This window comes from Streptomyces calvus (assembly GCF_006782915.1).
GTDB lineage: Bacteria > Actinomycetota > Actinomycetes > Streptomycetales > Streptomycetaceae > Streptomyces > Streptomyces calvus.
The window spans coordinates 1,057,226-1,072,762 of the sequence record NZ_VCNP01000056.1 but is presented as its reverse complement, the minus strand read 5'-3'; the positions used below and the strand labels follow the sequence as shown (position 1 = coordinate 1,072,762).

Below are 15,537 nucleotides of genomic sequence, written 5' to 3'. Positions count from 1 at the left end.
GACGGACGCTTTTTCTGTATATGATCCAGCCTTCACCGAAACACCACATGGCCTTCACCGAAGGGTCATGCAGGGGGGATGAGTTCATGCGTATACGCACCGCTGCCGTCGCCACCACCGCCGTCGCCGGCGCGCTGGCCGCTCTGACGGCCGTTCCGGCCCAGGCCGCCGAGTACAGCTCCGCACTGAAGGTGCGCGGCGTCCAGTACGACGCTCCCGGGCGCGACTCCAACCGGTGCTCCACCGGCAACACCGACGAGGAGTACCTGACGGTCAAGAACTACTCGTCGTCCTCGACGGTCAACCTCAGGGGGTACGTGGTCAAGGACGCCGCCGGGAACCGGTTCACCTTCACCGCCAACCACTACCTCCAGCCCGGCGACTACGTGAAGCTGCGCGGCGGCAACGGCACCGACTCCGACAAGTACAACGTCGTCTACCGCGACAACTGCAACTTCCTGTGGAACAACGACAAGGACACGATCTACCTGTACAAGCCCTCGGGCGCCCGCGCCGACGTGCACGCGTACACCAGGAGCGGCTCCGACCCGGACGGCAACGGGTACATCACGTTCCACAAGTGACCGGGCGGCGCTCCGCGCCGTGGCGGCGGGCCGTCAGTCCGGCAGGACAAGGCGGTCCGTCTCGCCCGGCTGGACGCTCACGGCACGGTCCGGCAGGTGCACCTCGATCGGGGACCGGCCGGACGAGGGCACGGTGACCTCCAGCAGGCCGCGTTCCAGGCGCAGCCGCACGCCCCAGTGGCCGTGGTAGCGCAGGGTGAAGCCGTAGGAGGACAGTTCGGGCAGCGGTACCGGGTCCAGCCGGAGGGCTCCGGCGCGGGTCTCCAGCCCGGTCAGTCCGCGCTGGACCAGGTCGAGGGTGCCGGCCATGGCGCCGAGGTGGATGCCCTCACCGGTGGTGCCGCCCTGGATGTCGGCGATGTCCGCCTGGAGGGCCTCCTGGCAGAACTTCCAGGCGTCCGCGCGCCGGGCCCGGGCGAGCACCCAGCCGTGCACCAGTCCGCTGAGGGTGGAGCCGTGGCTGGTGCGGTGCAGGTAGTGGTCGACGGTGCGCCGCCAGGTCCGGTCGTCCAGGTCCAGGCCGAGTCTGCGGAAGACGGCCTGGAGTTCGGCGGGTGAGAACAGGTAGCCCAGCATCAGCACGTCGGCCTGCTTGGAGGCCTGGTAGCGGTTGACGGTGTCGCCCTCGGCCTCCAGGATCCGGTCCAGGCGCCGGATGTCGCCGTACCGGCGCCGGTAGCCGCGCCAGTCGAGCTCGGCGAGTTCGCCGTACCCCTCGAACTGGCTGATGACGCCGTCGTGGAAGGGGACGTGCAGGGTGCGGGAGATGTGGTCCCAGGCGTCGAGTTCGCTGTCGTCCAGCCCGGTCCGCTCGGCGAGTTCGCGGCGGCGCGGCTCGGGCAGGCCGCGCAGCACGTCCAGGGTGCGGCCGAGCACCCAGGCGGCGGTGACGTTGGTGTAGGCGTTGTCGTCGAGTCCCGGTTCGGCGGCGTCCGGGTAGGCGTCGTGGTACTCGTCGGGCCCGACGACGCCCTTGATGCGGTAGCGGCCCAGGCGTTCGTCGTGGGTGGCCGAGTCCGCCCAGAAGCGGGAGATCTGCAGCAGCATCTCGGCGCCCTTGGTGTGCAGGAACTCCTCGTCGCCGCTGGCCTCGCAGTACTGCAGCACGTTGTACGCGATCGCCGACCCGACGTGGTGCTGGAGGTGCGAGCGGTCGGGCAGCCAGCGGCCGGAGCGGGGGTTGAGGTGCAGCTTCTGGGTCTCCTCCCGGCCGTCGCTGCCGCTCTGCCAGGGGTACATCGCGCCCCGGCGGCCCGTGTCCCGCGCGGCGGCGCGGGCGCGTTCCAGGCGCCGGTGCCGGTAGTGCAGCAGGGCGCGGGAGACCTCCGGGAAGTGCAGGTTGAGGTACGGCAGCACGAACAGCTCGTCCCAGAAGACGTGCCCGCGGTAGGCCTCGCCGTGCAGTCCGCGGGCGGGGACGCCCACGTCGAGGTCCGCGGTGTGCGGCGAGAGGGTCTGCAGGACGTGGAAGAGGTGCAGCCGCAGGATGCGGCCCGCCTCGCCCGGCACGTCCAGCTCGGCGCGGCGCCACAGCTGGTCCCAGGCCGTCAGGTGCGGTTCCAGCAGCGCGTCGAAGCTGCCGGCCCGGCCCACCCGGTCGACGGCGGCGTGCAGCGGGTCGCTGATGGCGGGGTCGCGGGAGGTGTGCAGGGCGACGACCTTGTCGACGGTGGCGGGCCGGCCGGCAACCAGTTCCAGGCGGGTCGTCTGCAGGGCGCGCGGGCGGTCGTGCCGGTGGGTGACGGGCGCGGGTGACGTCAGCCGGGCGGCGAGGGCGATCCGGACGTCGGAGGTGCGGGTGCGGCAGCGCAGCCACACGGTGTCGGCGTCGGCGGTGCCGGTCAGCACGTGGGTGAGGTGGCGGCCGTCCAGGTCCCGGTAGCGCGGCACTCCGGCGTTGGTGACGCCTCCGTCGAGCGCGGCCTCGGTCTCGAGGGGGCCCGAGTAGCCCTCGGCGGTGAACTCGGTGCGCAATCCCGCCAGATGCGGGTCGGCCATGTGGACGAAGCGGTGCTGGCGCACCAGGAGCGCCCGTCCGCCGCCGAGGTCGTAGCGGGTGCGGCGTTCCAGCAGTCCGGACGACAGGTGGAGGGTCTCGCCGTGGTCGAGGACGGGCGCGGTGTCCGGGGAGAGCCAGGCTTCGCCGGGCAGCCGGAAGCGCAGCGGCAGCCAGTTCGGCAGGTTGACCATGTCCTCGTTCTCGACATGGCGTCCGGCCACCTCGGAGGTGAGCCGGTTGTAGCAGCCGGCCGCGTACGTGCCCGGGTAGTGCACCTGGTCGGCGGAGCACTCCGGCAGCGCGCCCCGGGTGGCGAAGTATCCGTTTCCCAGGGTGCACAGGGATTCCCTCAGGCGCGCGTCGGCGGGGTCGTACCCCTCGTGTTCCCAGGTCCAGGCCGTCACTTCGACGCTCCTCCCGCCGACGGCTCTCGCGCGTCGTCGGACTTTCCGTACGCCGACGTCGGCGCCGTACCGCAGCAGTCTGTCCCGGAGGCGTCACCGGGGGTGAGACCCACGCCGGTCGTGGGCCGGACGGCCCTGCCACGGCCGGCGGCCGCCGACGGGTACCCCGGACGGGTGCGGGTCACACACCGCCCGGGGAGGGCCGGTGGCGTCGGCGGGAGGGCGTCGGCGGGATCAGATCTCCAGTTCGGACTCGATGCGCCGCAACTGGTGCCGTGCCATGGCGAGGTTGGCCCGGCCCGCGTCGAGCACCAGGTACAGGAAGAGGCCGTTGCCGCCGCGCCCCCTGAGCAGGCGGATCAGGTGGTACTGGCTGCTCAGGGTGATGAGGATGTCCTCGATCTCCTCGTTCAGGCCCAAGTGCTCCATGGTGCGCAGCTTGGCCCGTACGACGTCGGTGTTGCCGGCGGCGGCGACCTCCAGGTTGAAGTCCTTGCCGCCGCCCAGGGTGCCGAGGGCCATGCCGCTTGTGTAGTCGACGAGCGCGGCGGCGGTGGCGCCCTCGATGGTGCCGAGGCATTCCTTGAGCGCGGTCTCGGTGTTGGCCATGGGGGTGGGTCCTTTCCGTCGTGATGGGTGTCGGGGTCGTGCCGGGTGTCGGGGTGGGGGCGACCGCCCGTCGGGCGGGGAGGGGGGCGAGGGCGGGAGCGGGTCAGTCGCCGGGCTGGTGGCGGGGGCGTTGCGGGGTCCGCACCGGGAGCGTGCCGATGCGCCGGGACGGGTCCTGGTCCGGGACGGGCGCGGGCCGGTCCGCGTGCCGTCCGGTGCCCGGGCCGATGCACGTGCCCACGAGTTCCGCGATCCGGGCGCCGCTGCGCCGGCCCTCCAGGTGGAGCCGGCCGACGTTGACCCGGTCGTCGGCGAGGAGGGTGAGGACGGCGGTGGGGCCGGCCGCGTAGGTCGCGACGTAGCCCCGGCTGCCGCGGACCAGCAGTTCGCGGAAGTCGCCGCGGGCGCCGGCGTCCGTGACGCGGTGCGCCACGCCGAGGGAGGCGGCGGTGAGCGCGGCGAGCCCTTCCGGTTCGGTGTCCGGCACGTCGTGGGCCAGGAGGAGGCCGTCGACGGTGACGGCGAGGGAGCCCGCCAGCAGGGGGACGCGGGTGCGGAGCCGACGCAGTTCGTCCAGCACGTCGGTCTCGACGGCCATGAGCAGTCTCCTTTCGGCACGCTGCCGGCGCGCGCGGATCACAGTGCCTCCAGGGCGTCCAGGAGCCGTCTCAGCAGGGCCGTGTCGGGCTCGTCCCAGGCCGCGCCGCCCGCGCCGGTGGCGGGGTGGGCGGGCGGGGGCGGCGCGGGGGCGACCAGTCCGTCGGCGGCCAGGCGGCGCAGTTCGACGAGGGTGTGGAAGGTGCGGTGGGCCGAGGCCGAGGCGATCTGCGCGGCGGTGCGGACACCGTCGACCAGGGCGAGGGTGCGGGCGCGGCGGGGTGGCAGCGCGACGGGGCCGGTGCCGCCGGTCCGGGTGAGCGGGGCGGTGTCGACGGCCGGGTCGGGCCAGATGCGGTGGAGCAGTTCGCGGCGGCGCCACGACTCGTGCAGCACGGTCGCCACGGGTACGGGGCGGACCGCGCCGAGCCAGTGGGTGACGCCGGGCCGGAAGCGGAGCACGGTGCCGCCGTGGGCGAGCGCGCAGTAGGCCGCGTCGAACAGCGCGCCCAGCTGGCACAGTTCGAGGGCGCCGGCGGTGAGGCGTCCGCTGTCCACCAGGTGGCGGCCCACGCGGTGCCGGGTCCCGGCCCGTTCGACGGCCTCCCACCAGCCGGCCGGCGGGACGGCTCCGCTGCGGGTGAGCAGCTCGCCCAGGTCGGGGCTGTGCGGGGACTCGACGTGGACGACGTGTCCGGCCGAGAGGTAGAAGATCCCCGCCCGCGTGGAGAGCGCCCCGGTGGCCCGGTCGGCCGCGAGGCGGTCGAGGAGCTCCGGGGCGGATCCGTCGGCGCGGGCCACGGTGGTCATCCCAGCACCAGGCGGTCGGCCGTCTCGGCCAGCCGTATGCGGGCGAGGGCCAGGTTGCCGTCGGTCCGGTCGAGCCACAGGTACAGGAACACCGTGCTGTCGAAGGGGGTGCTGACGAACCGGAGCAGGTGGTACGCGTCCGCGGTGGTGAGGATCAGGTCCTGGACGGGCGGCTCACTCCCGGGCGGGGGCGGTGGTGATCCGGTCCCCGGGGTGGCCGGGACTGCTGGGGTGGCGGGGGCGAGGGTGCCGCTCTCCACGGCCAGGCGGGCGAACTCGGCGGTCTCCGCGGCCGTGGCCTCCGCGTCACCGCCCGGTGCCTCGCCCACCGCGCCCAGGGCGAGGCCGCTGATCCAGTCGGCCACGAGCGCGCCGCGCGCGCCCGGCAGTCGCATGGTCTCCAGCAGGCTCTCGTCGATTCCGGGCACGCCGGATCCTCCCTTTCGCACGGCTGTACCGCGAACGTGACATCGACGCTACGGTGCGTGCTCGACCGAGGTGAGGACTTTGGCGTTTTCCGATGGAATATGCGTCAGGAATGGTCCGGCGCTGGTAGGGTCGGCGCCTTTGCCGCGTGGCGTGCGGGCTTGTCGTCCCGCCTGGTGCGGGCAGGGCCGGCCCCGATGCGGATGGTGGGCCGGCCCTGCCCGCGGGACCCATTGTGGTGAGGGCCGGGCAGCGGGGACCACGAGTGAGGTGACCTCTCCGTGTGTGCGCCGCGCACACCCCGCACGCGACACCGTGCGCGCCCCGCGGGGTCACATGGAGGCCGGACGGGGCGGGTAGGCGCAGGCGGTACCGCCACCCGGCGGAACCCCGCGTCATGACGCCGGCCGCCGGCGACGATACTGGCAGGAGCACGTGCCCCCGCTCACCACTGGACCCATGCCGACCTCCTCCACAGTCCGCCCCCCGACCCCTTCGACGGTCTGGCTGACCCGCGGCCGCCACCCCGGCTCCTCGGCCGACCGGGTGCTCCGGCGCAGCCTGCGCCGGCTCAAGGACGACCGGGCCATCGACGACCATCTGGAACTGCCCGCCTCCGGGACCGCACCGGACCTCGTGTTCGAAGCCCGGATGCGGGTCGACGGCGAGGTCACCGTGCGCGCCCGGCTGACGCTCGGGCCCGCCACGGACCGGGGCCGGGACTGGACGCTGGTCGCGGAGGCGGAACGGCCCTGGGACCAGGCCTGGCCCTCCCCGGTCGGCATGTTCTGGCCGCGGGAAGCCGACACCGGTGCCCACGCCGATGCCGGCACCGACACCGACACCGACTGGCGCCTGGACGCGGCGACCGGGCTGCGGCTCGGCGGGATCAACCCGCTCCCGGAGGACGACAAGGCCGCACGGCGGCTGCTGCGGGACTGCGCGCGCGACGCGTGGCACATCCATGTCGTCGTCCACGAGGCCATGACCACGGACGAGCGCGGCCGGGTGCCGCTCGCGCGCTGGCTGCCGCCGGGGCTGCGGCACCGTGTGGTGGAGCACCGGGCCGCGCCGCAGCAGTTGCGGGTGGCGAACTGGGCGCTGCGGGAGGTGGGTGTGGAGGTCCCGCGCGGCGGTGCGGTGGTGCTGCCGGGCGGGCTGGCCGAGGACGCCGCCTCCGATGCGTTCGCCGTACGGGCGGTGTTCCTGGACGGGACGGAGCCGGTCGACCTCGTCGAGGCGGTGACCCGGTTCGGCGCGACGCCGCGCGCGCTGCCGGACGAAGCCCGGGACGCCCTGACCGCGCTGCGGGAGGACTGGCACCTGCTGACCCTGGAGGAGGAACTGGCCCGCGAGCGGGCGCTGGTGGCCATGTACGCGGAGGCGCTCGACGCCATGACGAAGTCGCGCGACCTGTACCGCGAGGCCGCGGAGCGCGCGCACGAGGCGCTGGCCGCGTACCGGGAGTCGGCCGACGGTCAGGGCGCCCCGCGCCCGCCCGCACCCCGGTCCTCCTCCCCCTCCCCTCTCCAGCAGCTGACCCGCACCCTGGAACGCCTCAAGGCCGGCAGCCCGAAGGCCCGGCGCCCGGCGCCCGGCGGAGACGACGAGCCCGCCCCGGAACCGCAGCCGACGACACCCGACCGCTAGGGGTGTCGTTCGGATCAGCGCTCTCACGCCTTCCGCCCTGCCCTTGCCGGGCAGGGCGGAAGGCGTGAGGGCCGGGTGTCAGTCCGCCGCGCGGTGTGCCTCGGCGGCGGGCCAGGGGGTGGAACGGCCGGCGGGGAGGGCGGAGGCCACCCGGACCACCAGCGCTGCCAGGGCCAGCAGCGCCGCCATGACGGCGGCCGGGCCGGCCAGCCACGGAGGCGCCAGCGCGAGGTCCACGACCCGGGTCAGGGCGGCCGACGGGAAGGAGCCGCCGTAGGCGTGGGCGGCCGCGAGGACCGAGGGGACCACGAGCGCGGCCACGAGCACCACGGCGCCGGGGCGGACCACCAGGATCAGCGCCAGCACCGTGCAGAGCACCGACAGGCCGACGGTGAAGGCGTGCAGGCCCAGTGAGACGCCGTCACGCTGCAGCGGGAAATGGGCCACGGCGCAGACCGCGAGGGCCACGGCGGTGAGCCGGCTCGTCCAGATCACGGGCCTGGCGACGGACCCGGGCGAGCGGTCGCGGGCGGCGGTGCCGCCGCGCCGGAACCGCCCCGTCTCCCGGCCGGCCGGAACGTCCTGGCGGGGGCGCCGCGTCCGGCGGCGGCCGTCCGCGCGTGCGGCGATGCGCAGTCGGCCCGGGCGGCGGGCGGTGGCCGGCTTGCCGCCGCCCGCGCCGCCCGCGCCGTCCTGGTGGCTCCGGTCGTCGCGGCGGGACGGCGCCGCGGCCGTCCGGGCGGCAGGTTCGGGCGGCCGGTGGGCGGCCAGGCGGTCGATCAGTTCGACGAGTTCGTCGACGGACCGGCCGGTCGCCGCCGCGCGCAGTGCCTCGTCGCGGCAGTGCGGCGCCAGCGGCTCGCTGTGCAGCAGCGCCACCAGACGGGTGACGTCCTCGACGGAGCGGTGCGCCGCCGCGGCGCGGATGGTCTCGTCCGCGCTGTCGGCGTCGCGCGGCGGGCGCGTCAGCAGGGCGACGAGGCGGGTGACGTCCTCCACGGGCCGGTCGATCCCGGCGGCACGCAGGGCGTCCACCACGGCACGCGTGTGTTCGGGCGAGCGCTCCAGCGCGGTGATGAGGTCCACGACCTCCTCCAGCGGCCGGTCCGCCACGGCGGCGTGCACCAGGTCGCTGACCGGATCGCGGTACGGCGTCCCGGCCGCGTCCGCCGCGGGGCGGGCCGGGCCGGACGGGCGCTCGCGGGCCGCCGCTGCCGTACGGCCCGGCGGGTCCAGGGTGTCCGGCGGGTCCAGGGCGTCCGGCGGGTCCGCGGGTCCGGGCGGGGCGAGCGGGTCCACCAGGTCGACCGTGGCCACCGGGTCGTAGGAGGGCTCGGGGCCGTCCGCCCGTTCCGGGTGGTGTGCCGCCGGCGTCCGTGAGCGAGCCGCGTCCGGCCGGTGCGTGCCGGTCGCGGTGACCGTCGTGTCGGTGGGCAGGGCCGATGCGGCCGCCTCGCCGGGTATGACCGGTTCGTTCGAGGAAGGGGACGAAGAGTACGTGCTCATGCTCGACTCCAGGGGGAAGGCTGATGACCATTACTAGGCGCCCCCACCGCTCACGGCCACTCGACTGGGCCACCGGGATGACCTGCGGGGATTTGGAGTTTCACGGGCCTGCCCGGGGGCATTCGACGCGAGCGCGCGCATGGCCGGTCCTCGCCGCCATACCGGCGCCGAAAGCGGGAATCCGCTCGGAGAAAGCTGTGCCGCCGTCAGGACGGCGGCACCGGCCACCGGAAACCACCGGGAATCACCGGCACATCACCGGAAACAGGGGAAAGGGGGGACGTCCGTTGGATGCGACCACCGTGGTGCTGACCGTCGCCGCGGTCCTCGCGGCCGTGGTACTGGCGGTCGCCGTCGCCGTCCTGGTGCGCCTGGTCCGCACGCGGCGGGAGCTGCGTCGCGCGGGGCTGCCGACGGGGCCGCGCTGGGTGTTCTGGGGCGCCGTCCTCTATCTGGTCCTGCCGGCCGATCTGGTGCCCGACCCGGTCTACCTGGACGACATCGGCGTCCTCCTGCTCGCTCTGCGCAGCATGCGCGGCTCCGTCACGGCGCCGGCGCCCGGAGCGCCCCCGCGGCGGCCCGGCCGACAACCCGCCGACGACTACGCTCCGTGAGGAAACCAACCACTCGTTCGATTCGTATAAGTCTCTGGAAGCCAAAAGAAGTCGGCGGACCAAGCGGCGGCGCGCAGGGGGCCGTTGTCTGGTCGGCGCAGCACCGACGAGGGAGACACGATGCAACCGTTCGCGCTCAACTACGCCCGTCCGGCAGTGGAGTTGGCCGTTGCCACTCCGTACGCGTACGACTCCGGACTGCAGTTGAACGTACTCGGGGACGGACGGATCGCGGCCTGCGACCACGCGCTGTTGCGTGAGGTGGGGACGACGACGTCCACCGCGGGCTCCAAGACCCACTTCGACGACTGAACGCGGACCGTAGACCATGACCGTGCTGATCCTCACCAGTGAGGAGGATGTGACCGCCGACATGGTGGTGGTCCATCTCAACGGTTCCGGAGTGCCGGTGGTGCGCCTCGACCCGGCCGATCTGACCGATGGTGTCTCGCTGTCCGGCGAGTACGTCCACGGTCGCTTCCGCGGCCATCTGTCCGCCGGGGGGCGGCTGGTGAGCATCGGCGGGCTGCGGTCCGTGTGGGTGCGCAGGCCGGGTGTCCCGGCCGGGCGGGCGCCGCAGCCGTCGGCATGGCTGACCGAGGAGGCGTCCCAGGCGCTCTACGGCATGCTGCGCGGCTGCGACGCGCGCTGGATGAACCACCCGGACGCGGCCCGGCGGGCCCGGCACAAGCCGTGGCAGCTGCGGCTGGCGCAGCGCTGCGGTCTTCCCGTGCCCGCCACGCTGATCACCACGTTCCCGCGGGCGGCCCGGGAGTTCGCGGAGCGCTTCCCGGATCTGGTGGTCAAGCCGGTGTCGGGGGCTCACCCGCAGGATCCGCCGCGGGCCGTGCCGACCAGCAGGGTGGCGCCGGACACGGACTTCTCGGCGGTGGCGTTCGGGCCGACGCTGCTGCAGCGGCGGATCGCCAAGCGGGCCGACATCCGGCTGACCGTGGTGGGCGACCGGCTCCTGGCGGCCCGCAAGGCGACGCCCGCGGACGCCGATCCGAGGGAGGTCGATGTGCGTTTCGCCACACCGGGGCCGCCCTGGGAGCCGGTCGAGGTGCCGGCCCGGACCGCCGAGGCCGTTCGCGCGTATCTGCGTCGCGCCGAACTGGCCTACGGGGCTTTCGACTTCGCGGAGGACGGGGACGGGACCTGGTGGTTCCTGGAGTGCAATCAGTCGGGTCAGTTCGGTTTCGTGGAGGTGGAGACGGGACAGCCGATCGCCCGGAGCATCGCCGAGTGGCTGTCCCGCCCCGTTCCCGAGGAGCCTGCGGAGCTCGACGAGGCGAGCAGCACGGCGTGCTGAGCGTCCGTCACCGAAGGGGTCGGTGGGTCAGTGGGTCCGCGGGCCGGGCAGCATGGCGGCGCGCTGCCAGCCGTTGCCCGGGGACTGCGGCCGGTCGAGGCCGGGGGCGTAGCCGGGGGACTGCAGAGGCCGCATGGCCAGCTCCAGTTCCCTGCTGACGCGTTCGGCCTCGCGGCGCACCTGTGCGGGCACGTCGCCGCACTCCGCGATGAGTCGGTCGTAGATGGGGGAATCCTGGAACACCCGACAACGTGCCTTTCTGCTCGACGGCCCCGGTGCGGGGACGCAACTGCCGAGTCTAGGCGCCCGTCCGCCGTGAGGTGGGAGTTCTCCGGGACGACGTGACGCGGAACGGTCACGGCGGATCCGTCGCGCACGGCGGCGACAGGGGTCGGGAGCGGGTGGTCAGGCTCCCGTCGTCGAGCCGGGCCGGACGATCATCAGGACGGTGACGGTCGCCCACAGCAGGTTGAACACTCCCGTGGACATGGCGAGTTGGACGGTGCTCCGCCGGTCGACGGGCCGCTGCTCGGCCAGTTGTCCGACGAGTTCGTCCTGACGGGGCAGGACGAAGGCGAGGAGGACGCCGGCGGCGGCCGCGGTCAGAGCGATGGAGGTGACGAGCCAGCCGTCGCCGAGGACGCCCATGGCGAGGGCCGTGGCGAGGCCGAGGACCGGTACGGCGACGCCGACGCGGGCGTAGACCCGGCAGATGCGGTGGAGCAGCGCGACGGTGCTCAGCGCCGTCGCGGCGGTTGCGTCGCCTTCGGCCGGGGCGGCGCGGCGCGCGGCCGGCGGGAACATGCTCGCCGCGACGGTGACGGGGCCGACGGCGATGATGGCGGCCAGGACGTGGAGGGACAGCAGGAGCTTGGTCACCGGGACTCTTTCCATCGTGTGATCAGCGGTGCCGGGCTCACGTTAGGGTCCGGGCGGCCCCGTCCCCAGGGGCTGAAACGACAGGTTCCCACGGATTCCCGCCAGGTCCTTCACCGGCGTGTACGGCGTCCCGCCCGGCCGCTGCCCCGGTGCCGGCACATGGCGGGAACCCGCCTATCGTGGCGGTCATGCACTCCGTGGCGATTCTGGTTCTCGACGGCGTGGTGCCGTTCGACATGGCGGCGCCCCTGCAGGTCTTCGACTGGACGCGGCTGCCCGACGGCCGGCACCCCTACCGGGTGCGGCTGTGCGCCGAACGGCCGGAGGTCCTCGCGGACGGCGGGTTCACCCTGCGCGTCGACCGCGGACTGGAGGCGCTGGCGGACGCGGACACGGTCATCGTCCCGGGCCGCGCCGAGGGCGCCCCGCCGCCCTCGGCCGCCGTGCTGGCGGCGCTGCGCCGGGCGGCCGGGGCGGGCACCCGGATCGCCTCCGTGTGCGTCGGCGCGTTCGTGCTGGCGGAGGCGGGGCTGCTGGACGGGCTGCGCGCCACCACGCACTGGGTGGCCGCCGCCGACCTGGCCCGTGCCTTCCCGCGCGTCGATGTGCAGCCGGACGTGCTCTACGTCGACAACGGTCAGATCCTCACCTCGGCCGGGGCCGCGGCCGCGCTGGACATGTGTCTGCACATGATCCGCCGGGACCTGGGCTCGGCGGTGGCCGCGAACGCCGCCCGGATGTCGGTCATGCCGCTGGAACGGGAGGGCGGGCAGGCGCAGTTCATCGTGCACGAGCACCCGCCCGTGCCCCGCGGCTCGGACCTGGAGCCGCTGCTGGACTGGATCGAGGACAACCTGGCGCACGAGGTCACGCTCGCGGCGATGGCGGCGCGCGCCGGGATGAGCGAGCGCACCTTCAGCCGCCGCTTCCGCGAGCAGACGGGCACCACGCCGTTGCAGTGGCTGCTGCGGGCGCGGGTGCGACGGGCCCAGTACCTGCTGGAGAACAGCGACTACACGGTCGAACGGATCGCCCAGCAGTCCGGCTTCGGCTCACCCACGGCGTTCCGCGAGCGGTTCCGCAAGGTCGTGGGCACCACGCCGTACGCCTATCGCTCGACGTTCAACGGGCGGCGCACGGCCGCCGCGGTCCGCTCGGAGCGGTGAGCGCGGACGGCGGGGCCGCGGCCCGCCCGCTCAGACGGCCAGGGGCAGGTCGCTCCCGCCGTCCGCCCGGTCGGTCGCGGGCCGCGTCCGGGCGAGCAGCGCGTCGCCGCGCGCTATGGCGTCGTGGACGCGGGGCGTTCCCATCATCATGCAGAGCGTGTCGCTGACGTCCTGCAGTTCCCGCGCCGCCGCGGGCGAGTGCCGTTCCGCCTGGGCGATGCGCAGCGTGGCGTACCGCGTCAGCAGCTGTCTGACGACCTTCGGGTCCGGTCCGAGCACGTGGGGCCCCTCTCTGGTTTTCGCTGCGTATGCCCGGATCCGGCGGAAGCACTCACCTCATGTGCTCAGCTGACCGCAATTGACCGAAAACCTTCGCAGCCTGACCGGCTGTCTTGCGACCTGTCCGAAATGAGACGCTCTCCCGGCCGAGAACGGCCGGTGCGTTCGACAACGTCCCGTCGGATTCGGAACAACCGGCCGGGTCGTCCGTGTCCGCGTTCGCCGCTGCCCTCCCCCGGCCGCCCGGATCAGGCGGCCTGGCCGCTGTGCAGTGCCGTGTACGCCCCGCCCCGGCGCAGCAGTTCCTCGTGGGTGCCGATCTCCTGGATCCGGCCGTCGGCCATCACCACGATCCGGTCGGCACCGCGCACGGTGGACAGCCGGTGCGCGACGACGAACGTCGTGCGCCCGCGCAGCAGCCGGGCGAGCGCCTCCTGCACCAGCGCCTCGGAGCGGGTGTCCAGCGCCGACGTCGCCTCGTCGAGGACGAGCACCTTGGGGTCCCGGATCAGGGCACGGGCGATGGCCAGACGCTGGCGCTGCCCTCCGGACAGCCGTGCGCCGCGCTCGCCGACCAGGGTGTCGAGGCCCTGCGGCAGCCGGTCGACGAACTCCAGCGCGTTGGCGTCGCGCAACGCGGCCCGTACCGTCTCCTCGTCGGCGTCGTCCATGCCGTACGCGACGTTCTCCCGTACGGTCCCGTCGAACAGGATCGACTCCTGGGGCACCACCGACAGGAATCGCCGGTAGGTGCGCAGGTCGAGGCCGTTCATGTCGGCGCCGTCGAGCAGCAGCCGGCCGGAGGTCGGGCGGATGAAGCCGATGACCAGGTTGAGCACCGTGGACTTGCCCGCGCCCGAGGCGCCCACGAGCGCGATGGTCTCGCCGGGCGCGACATCGAGGGTGAAGTCCCGCACGGCGGGCCGCCCGTCGCTGTCGTAGGCGTGGCCGACGCCCTCGAAGGTGATCGCGCCGCGCACCGCGGTGACCTCCGACTTGCCCTCGTTGTCCTCCAGTTCGGGCGCCTGCAGGACCTCGCCGACCGAGCGGACGGACTCCAGCCCCTTGGTGATGACCGGGGCCAGTCCCGCGAGCGTGGTGGTCGAGTTGGTGAGCGTGGTCAGGAAGGCGCTGAGCATCACGACGTCGCCGGGCGTGACGCCCCAGACCTGGTAGTACGAGATGAGGGCCGCGCCGGCCAGCACCAGCACGCCGACCACGTTGAGCACCACCCAGGCCAGCGAGCCGAACCGGCCGTTGACCAGGTCGAGGCGCATACCGGAGGTGAGCAGCCGGTTCAGGGTGCCGTTCATCCGGCGCAGCGCCTTGCCCTCCAGGCCGTGGGCGCGGGTGACGGGGATGAGCCGGGTCATCTCGGTGACCCGGGAGGACAGCGCCTCCACCTCGTGGCGGAAGTGCTCGTTGTGGGTACGCAGCCGTGCCCGCAGGCGGGCGACGAGCAGGGCGGCGGCGGGCACGACGACGAGGAAGACGGGGAGGAACTCGGGGGTGCGGACGGCGATGATGACGAAGCCGCCGGTGAGCACGGTGAGCGCGCCCAGTCCCAACTCGGCGGTCTGCTGCACCATCTGCTCCACCGTCTCGACGTCCCGGACCACCTTGGCCTGGAGCACGCCGGCGCTGACCCGGGAGTGGTAGCCGATGGAGAGCTGCTGCATCCGGGTGCACAGCGCGGAGCGCAGGGCGGTGCCCATGCGGCGGACGCTGCCGTACAGCAGCCGGACGTAGAAGACGTGCAGGGGGTAGTTGACCACCAGGATGAACATGATGACGCCGGTACTGGTCCACAGCCGGGACACGGGCTGGTGCTGCACGACGGTGTCGATGATGGACGCCGTGATCAGCGGCAGCAGCCAGACGGGGCTGTGTTTGACCGTGAAGACGGCGACGGCGCCGGCCAGCCGTCCGCGGTCCGCCCGGAACAGATAGGCGAGGGTGCGGACCGGGTGCTCGCCCCGGTAGCGGTGGTCGAGCGGTTTCTCCAGCGACGTCGCCATCGGCGGTGGTCCTCCCGGGAGTACGTGTTCGGCGGGCGCTCGCCTCCCAGTGGCTCTGTTCGACGTGCACCCATTCCAGCAAGCGCTTTCCAATCGGCGCCGGGAGTACACCAGGCGCAGGGGTGCCGCGTCGGCGGCGTCCAACGCCTGAGACGGGCACCGTGCGTCCCGTGCGGCGCCCCGTGCGCGGGACGGGGCGGGCGCCGAACGCCGTGCGACTCCGGGAATCCCCGGGCGCCGGACGCCGCGCGACTCCGGGAATCCCCAGGCGCCGGACGCCGCGCGACTCCGGGAATCCCCAGGCGCCGGACGCCGCGCAACGCCACAAGCTCCCCGGACGGCGTCCGGCTCGGGAACCCCCTCGGCCTTCAGGCGGCATCCGGCCCGCGAGCCCGCCGCGCGCGTCGGACGGCGCCCGGCTCGGCGATCTTCTCGCGTCCCGGACAGCGTCCAGCTCGGCGATCTTCTCGCGCGTCAGGCGGCGTCTGGCTCGGCGATCTCCTCGCGTCCCGGACGGCGTCCAGCTCGGCGATCTCCTTGCGCGTCAGGCGGCGTCCAGCTCGGCGATCTCCTCGCGCTCAGGCGGCGTCCAGCTCGGCGGCCTCCTCGCGTCCCGGACAGCGTCCGGCTCGGCGATCTCCTCGCGTCCCGGACGGCATCCGGCTCAGCGGCCTCCTTGCGTCC

The 15,537-nt window shown here is 73.8% G+C and carries 16 protein-coding genes; 6 read left to right on the top strand and 10 right to left on the bottom strand.

From position 1 onward, the window contains the following. Positions 1-86 precede the first annotated feature (86 nt). Positions 87-584 carry a lamin tail domain-containing protein gene (locus tag FGW31_RS33105; protein ID WP_142197239.1) on the top strand — a complete coding sequence of 166 codons (498 nt, stop codon included), beginning with the start codon at positions 87-89 and terminating at the stop codon, positions 582-584. A gap of 33 nt (positions 585-617) precedes the next feature. Here the strand turns inward: FGW31_RS33105 and FGW31_RS33100 are convergent, their stop codons facing one another. From FGW31_RS33100 to FGW31_RS33080, 5 genes are all read right to left on the bottom strand, one after another. Continuing rightward, on the bottom strand, positions 618-2,987 hold the full coding sequence (locus FGW31_RS33100) for a glycoside hydrolase family 65 protein (RefSeq protein WP_142197238.1): 2,370 nt from the start codon (positions 2,985-2,987) through the stop codon (positions 618-620). Positions 2,988-3,221: 234 nt separating this feature from the next. Then, a complete protein-coding gene (locus tag FGW31_RS33095; RefSeq protein ID WP_142197237.1) occupies positions 3,222-3,596 on the bottom strand; it encodes a roadblock/LC7 domain-containing protein in 375 nt (124 codons plus the stop codon). A 103-nt stretch (positions 3,597-3,699) separates the two neighbouring features. After that, positions 3,700-4,194: a roadblock/LC7 domain-containing protein gene (locus FGW31_RS33090; RefSeq protein ID WP_142197236.1), complete on the bottom strand. Its 495-nt coding sequence runs from the start codon at positions 4,192-4,194 to the stop codon at positions 3,700-3,702. Positions 4,195-4,232: 38 nt separating this feature from the next. Beyond that, positions 4,233-5,003: a hypothetical protein gene (locus FGW31_RS33085; protein ID WP_142197235.1), complete on the bottom strand. Its 771-nt coding sequence runs from the start codon at positions 5,001-5,003 to the stop codon at positions 4,233-4,235. Beyond that, positions 5,000-5,431, bottom strand: coding sequence for a hypothetical protein (locus FGW31_RS33080; RefSeq protein ID WP_142197234.1), 432 nt, complete (start codon positions 5,429-5,431; stop codon positions 5,000-5,002). The genes FGW31_RS33085 and FGW31_RS33080 overlap by 4 nt, the downstream gene beginning before the upstream one ends. Before the next feature lie 457 nt (positions 5,432-5,888). On the opposite strand from FGW31_RS33080, the gene FGW31_RS33075 reads away from it, so the two are divergent. Further along, on the top strand, positions 5,889-7,079 hold the full coding sequence (locus FGW31_RS33075; protein WP_142197233.1) for a hypothetical protein: 1,191 nt from the start codon (positions 5,889-5,891) through the stop codon (positions 7,077-7,079). 78 nt (positions 7,080-7,157) lie between these two features. Here the strand turns inward: FGW31_RS33075 and FGW31_RS33070 are convergent, their stop codons facing one another. Then, entirely contained in the window at positions 7,158-8,585 is a 1,428-nt protein-coding gene (locus tag FGW31_RS33070) for a hypothetical protein (protein ID WP_182675001.1), read from the bottom strand. A 287-nt stretch (positions 8,586-8,872) separates the two neighbouring features. Here FGW31_RS33070 and FGW31_RS33065 point away from each other — a divergent pair, with 287 nt between their 5' ends. The 3 genes from FGW31_RS33065 (at position 8,873) to tgmB (ending at position 10,511) form a co-directional block, all read left to right on the top strand. After that, positions 8,873-9,199: a DUF1232 domain-containing protein gene (locus tag FGW31_RS33065; protein ID WP_142197232.1), complete on the top strand. Its 327-nt coding sequence runs from the start codon at positions 8,873-8,875 to the stop codon at positions 9,197-9,199. Positions 9,200-9,319: 120 nt separating this feature from the next. Beyond that, positions 9,320-9,511 (top strand): putative ATP-grasp-modified RiPP, encoded by a 192-nt coding sequence (gene tgmA / locus FGW31_RS33060; RefSeq protein ID WP_004935783.1) that lies wholly within the window; start codon positions 9,320-9,322, stop codon positions 9,509-9,511. Positions 9,512-9,527: 16 nt separating this feature from the next. Then, positions 9,528-10,511, top strand: a complete 984-nt coding sequence (tgmB, locus tag FGW31_RS33055; RefSeq protein WP_142197231.1) for an ATP-grasp ribosomal peptide maturase — start codon at positions 9,528-9,530, stop codon at positions 10,509-10,511. 27 nt (positions 10,512-10,538) lie between these two features. On the opposite strand, the gene FGW31_RS33050 is transcribed toward tgmB, so the two are convergent. Continuing rightward, positions 10,539-10,754, bottom strand: coding sequence for a hypothetical protein (locus FGW31_RS33050; protein ID WP_142197230.1), 216 nt, complete (start codon positions 10,752-10,754; stop codon positions 10,539-10,541). Positions 10,755-10,916: 162 nt separating this feature from the next. Then, positions 10,917-11,390 (bottom strand): hypothetical protein, encoded by a 474-nt coding sequence (locus tag FGW31_RS33045; RefSeq protein ID WP_142197229.1) that lies wholly within the window; start codon positions 11,388-11,390, stop codon positions 10,917-10,919. Positions 11,391-11,578: 188 nt separating this feature from the next. On the opposite strand from FGW31_RS33045, the gene FGW31_RS33040 reads away from it, so the two are divergent. Then, the gene (locus FGW31_RS33040) at positions 11,579-12,556 is read left to right on the top strand and encodes a GlxA family transcriptional regulator (RefSeq protein WP_142197228.1); all 978 of its coding nucleotides are present in this window, start codon (positions 11,579-11,581) and stop codon (positions 12,554-12,556) included. Between the two features lie 30 nt (positions 12,557-12,586). On the opposite strand, the gene FGW31_RS33035 is transcribed toward FGW31_RS33040, so the two are convergent. Next, positions 12,587-12,835: a DUF5133 domain-containing protein gene (locus FGW31_RS33035; protein ID WP_142197227.1), complete on the bottom strand. Its 249-nt coding sequence runs from the start codon at positions 12,833-12,835 to the stop codon at positions 12,587-12,589. A 248-nt stretch (positions 12,836-13,083) separates the two neighbouring features. Continuing rightward, a complete protein-coding gene (locus FGW31_RS33030; protein ID WP_142197226.1) occupies positions 13,084-14,853 on the bottom strand; it encodes an ABC transporter ATP-binding protein in 1,770 nt (589 codons plus the stop codon). Positions 14,854-15,537: the final 684 nt, after the last annotated feature.

Bases quoted from the DNA above. Each gene is read 5' to 3' on its own strand.
- FGW31_RS33105 (WP_142197239.1), top strand. From the start codon at position 87: ATGCGTATACGCACCGCTGCCGTCGCCACCACCGCCGTCGCCGGCGCG.
- FGW31_RS33095 (WP_142197237.1), bottom strand. From the start codon at position 3,596: ATGGCCAACACCGAGACCGCGCTCAAGGAATGCCTCGGCACCATCGAG.
- FGW31_RS33090 (WP_142197236.1), bottom strand. From the start codon at position 4,194: ATGGCCGTCGAGACCGACGTGCTGGACGAACTGCGTCGGCTCCGCACC.
- FGW31_RS33085 (WP_142197235.1), bottom strand. From the start codon at position 5,003: ATGACCACCGTGGCCCGCGCCGACGGATCCGCCCCGGAGCTCCTCGAC.
- FGW31_RS33075 (WP_142197233.1), top strand. From the start codon at position 5,889: ATGCCGACCTCCTCCACAGTCCGCCCCCCGACCCCTTCGACGGTCTGG.
- FGW31_RS33070 (WP_182675001.1), bottom strand. From the start codon at position 8,585: ATGAGCACGTACTCTTCGTCCCCTTCCTCGAACGAACCGGTCATACCC.
- tgmA (WP_004935783.1), top strand. From the start codon at position 9,320: ATGCAACCGTTCGCGCTCAACTACGCCCGTCCGGCAGTGGAGTTGGCC.
- tgmB (WP_142197231.1), top strand. From the start codon at position 9,528: ATGACCGTGCTGATCCTCACCAGTGAGGAGGATGTGACCGCCGACATG.
- FGW31_RS33040 (WP_142197228.1), top strand. From the start codon at position 11,579: ATGCACTCCGTGGCGATTCTGGTTCTCGACGGCGTGGTGCCGTTCGAC.
- FGW31_RS33030 (WP_142197226.1), bottom strand. From the start codon at position 14,853: ATGGCGACGTCGCTGGAGAAACCGCTCGACCACCGCTACCGGGGCGAG.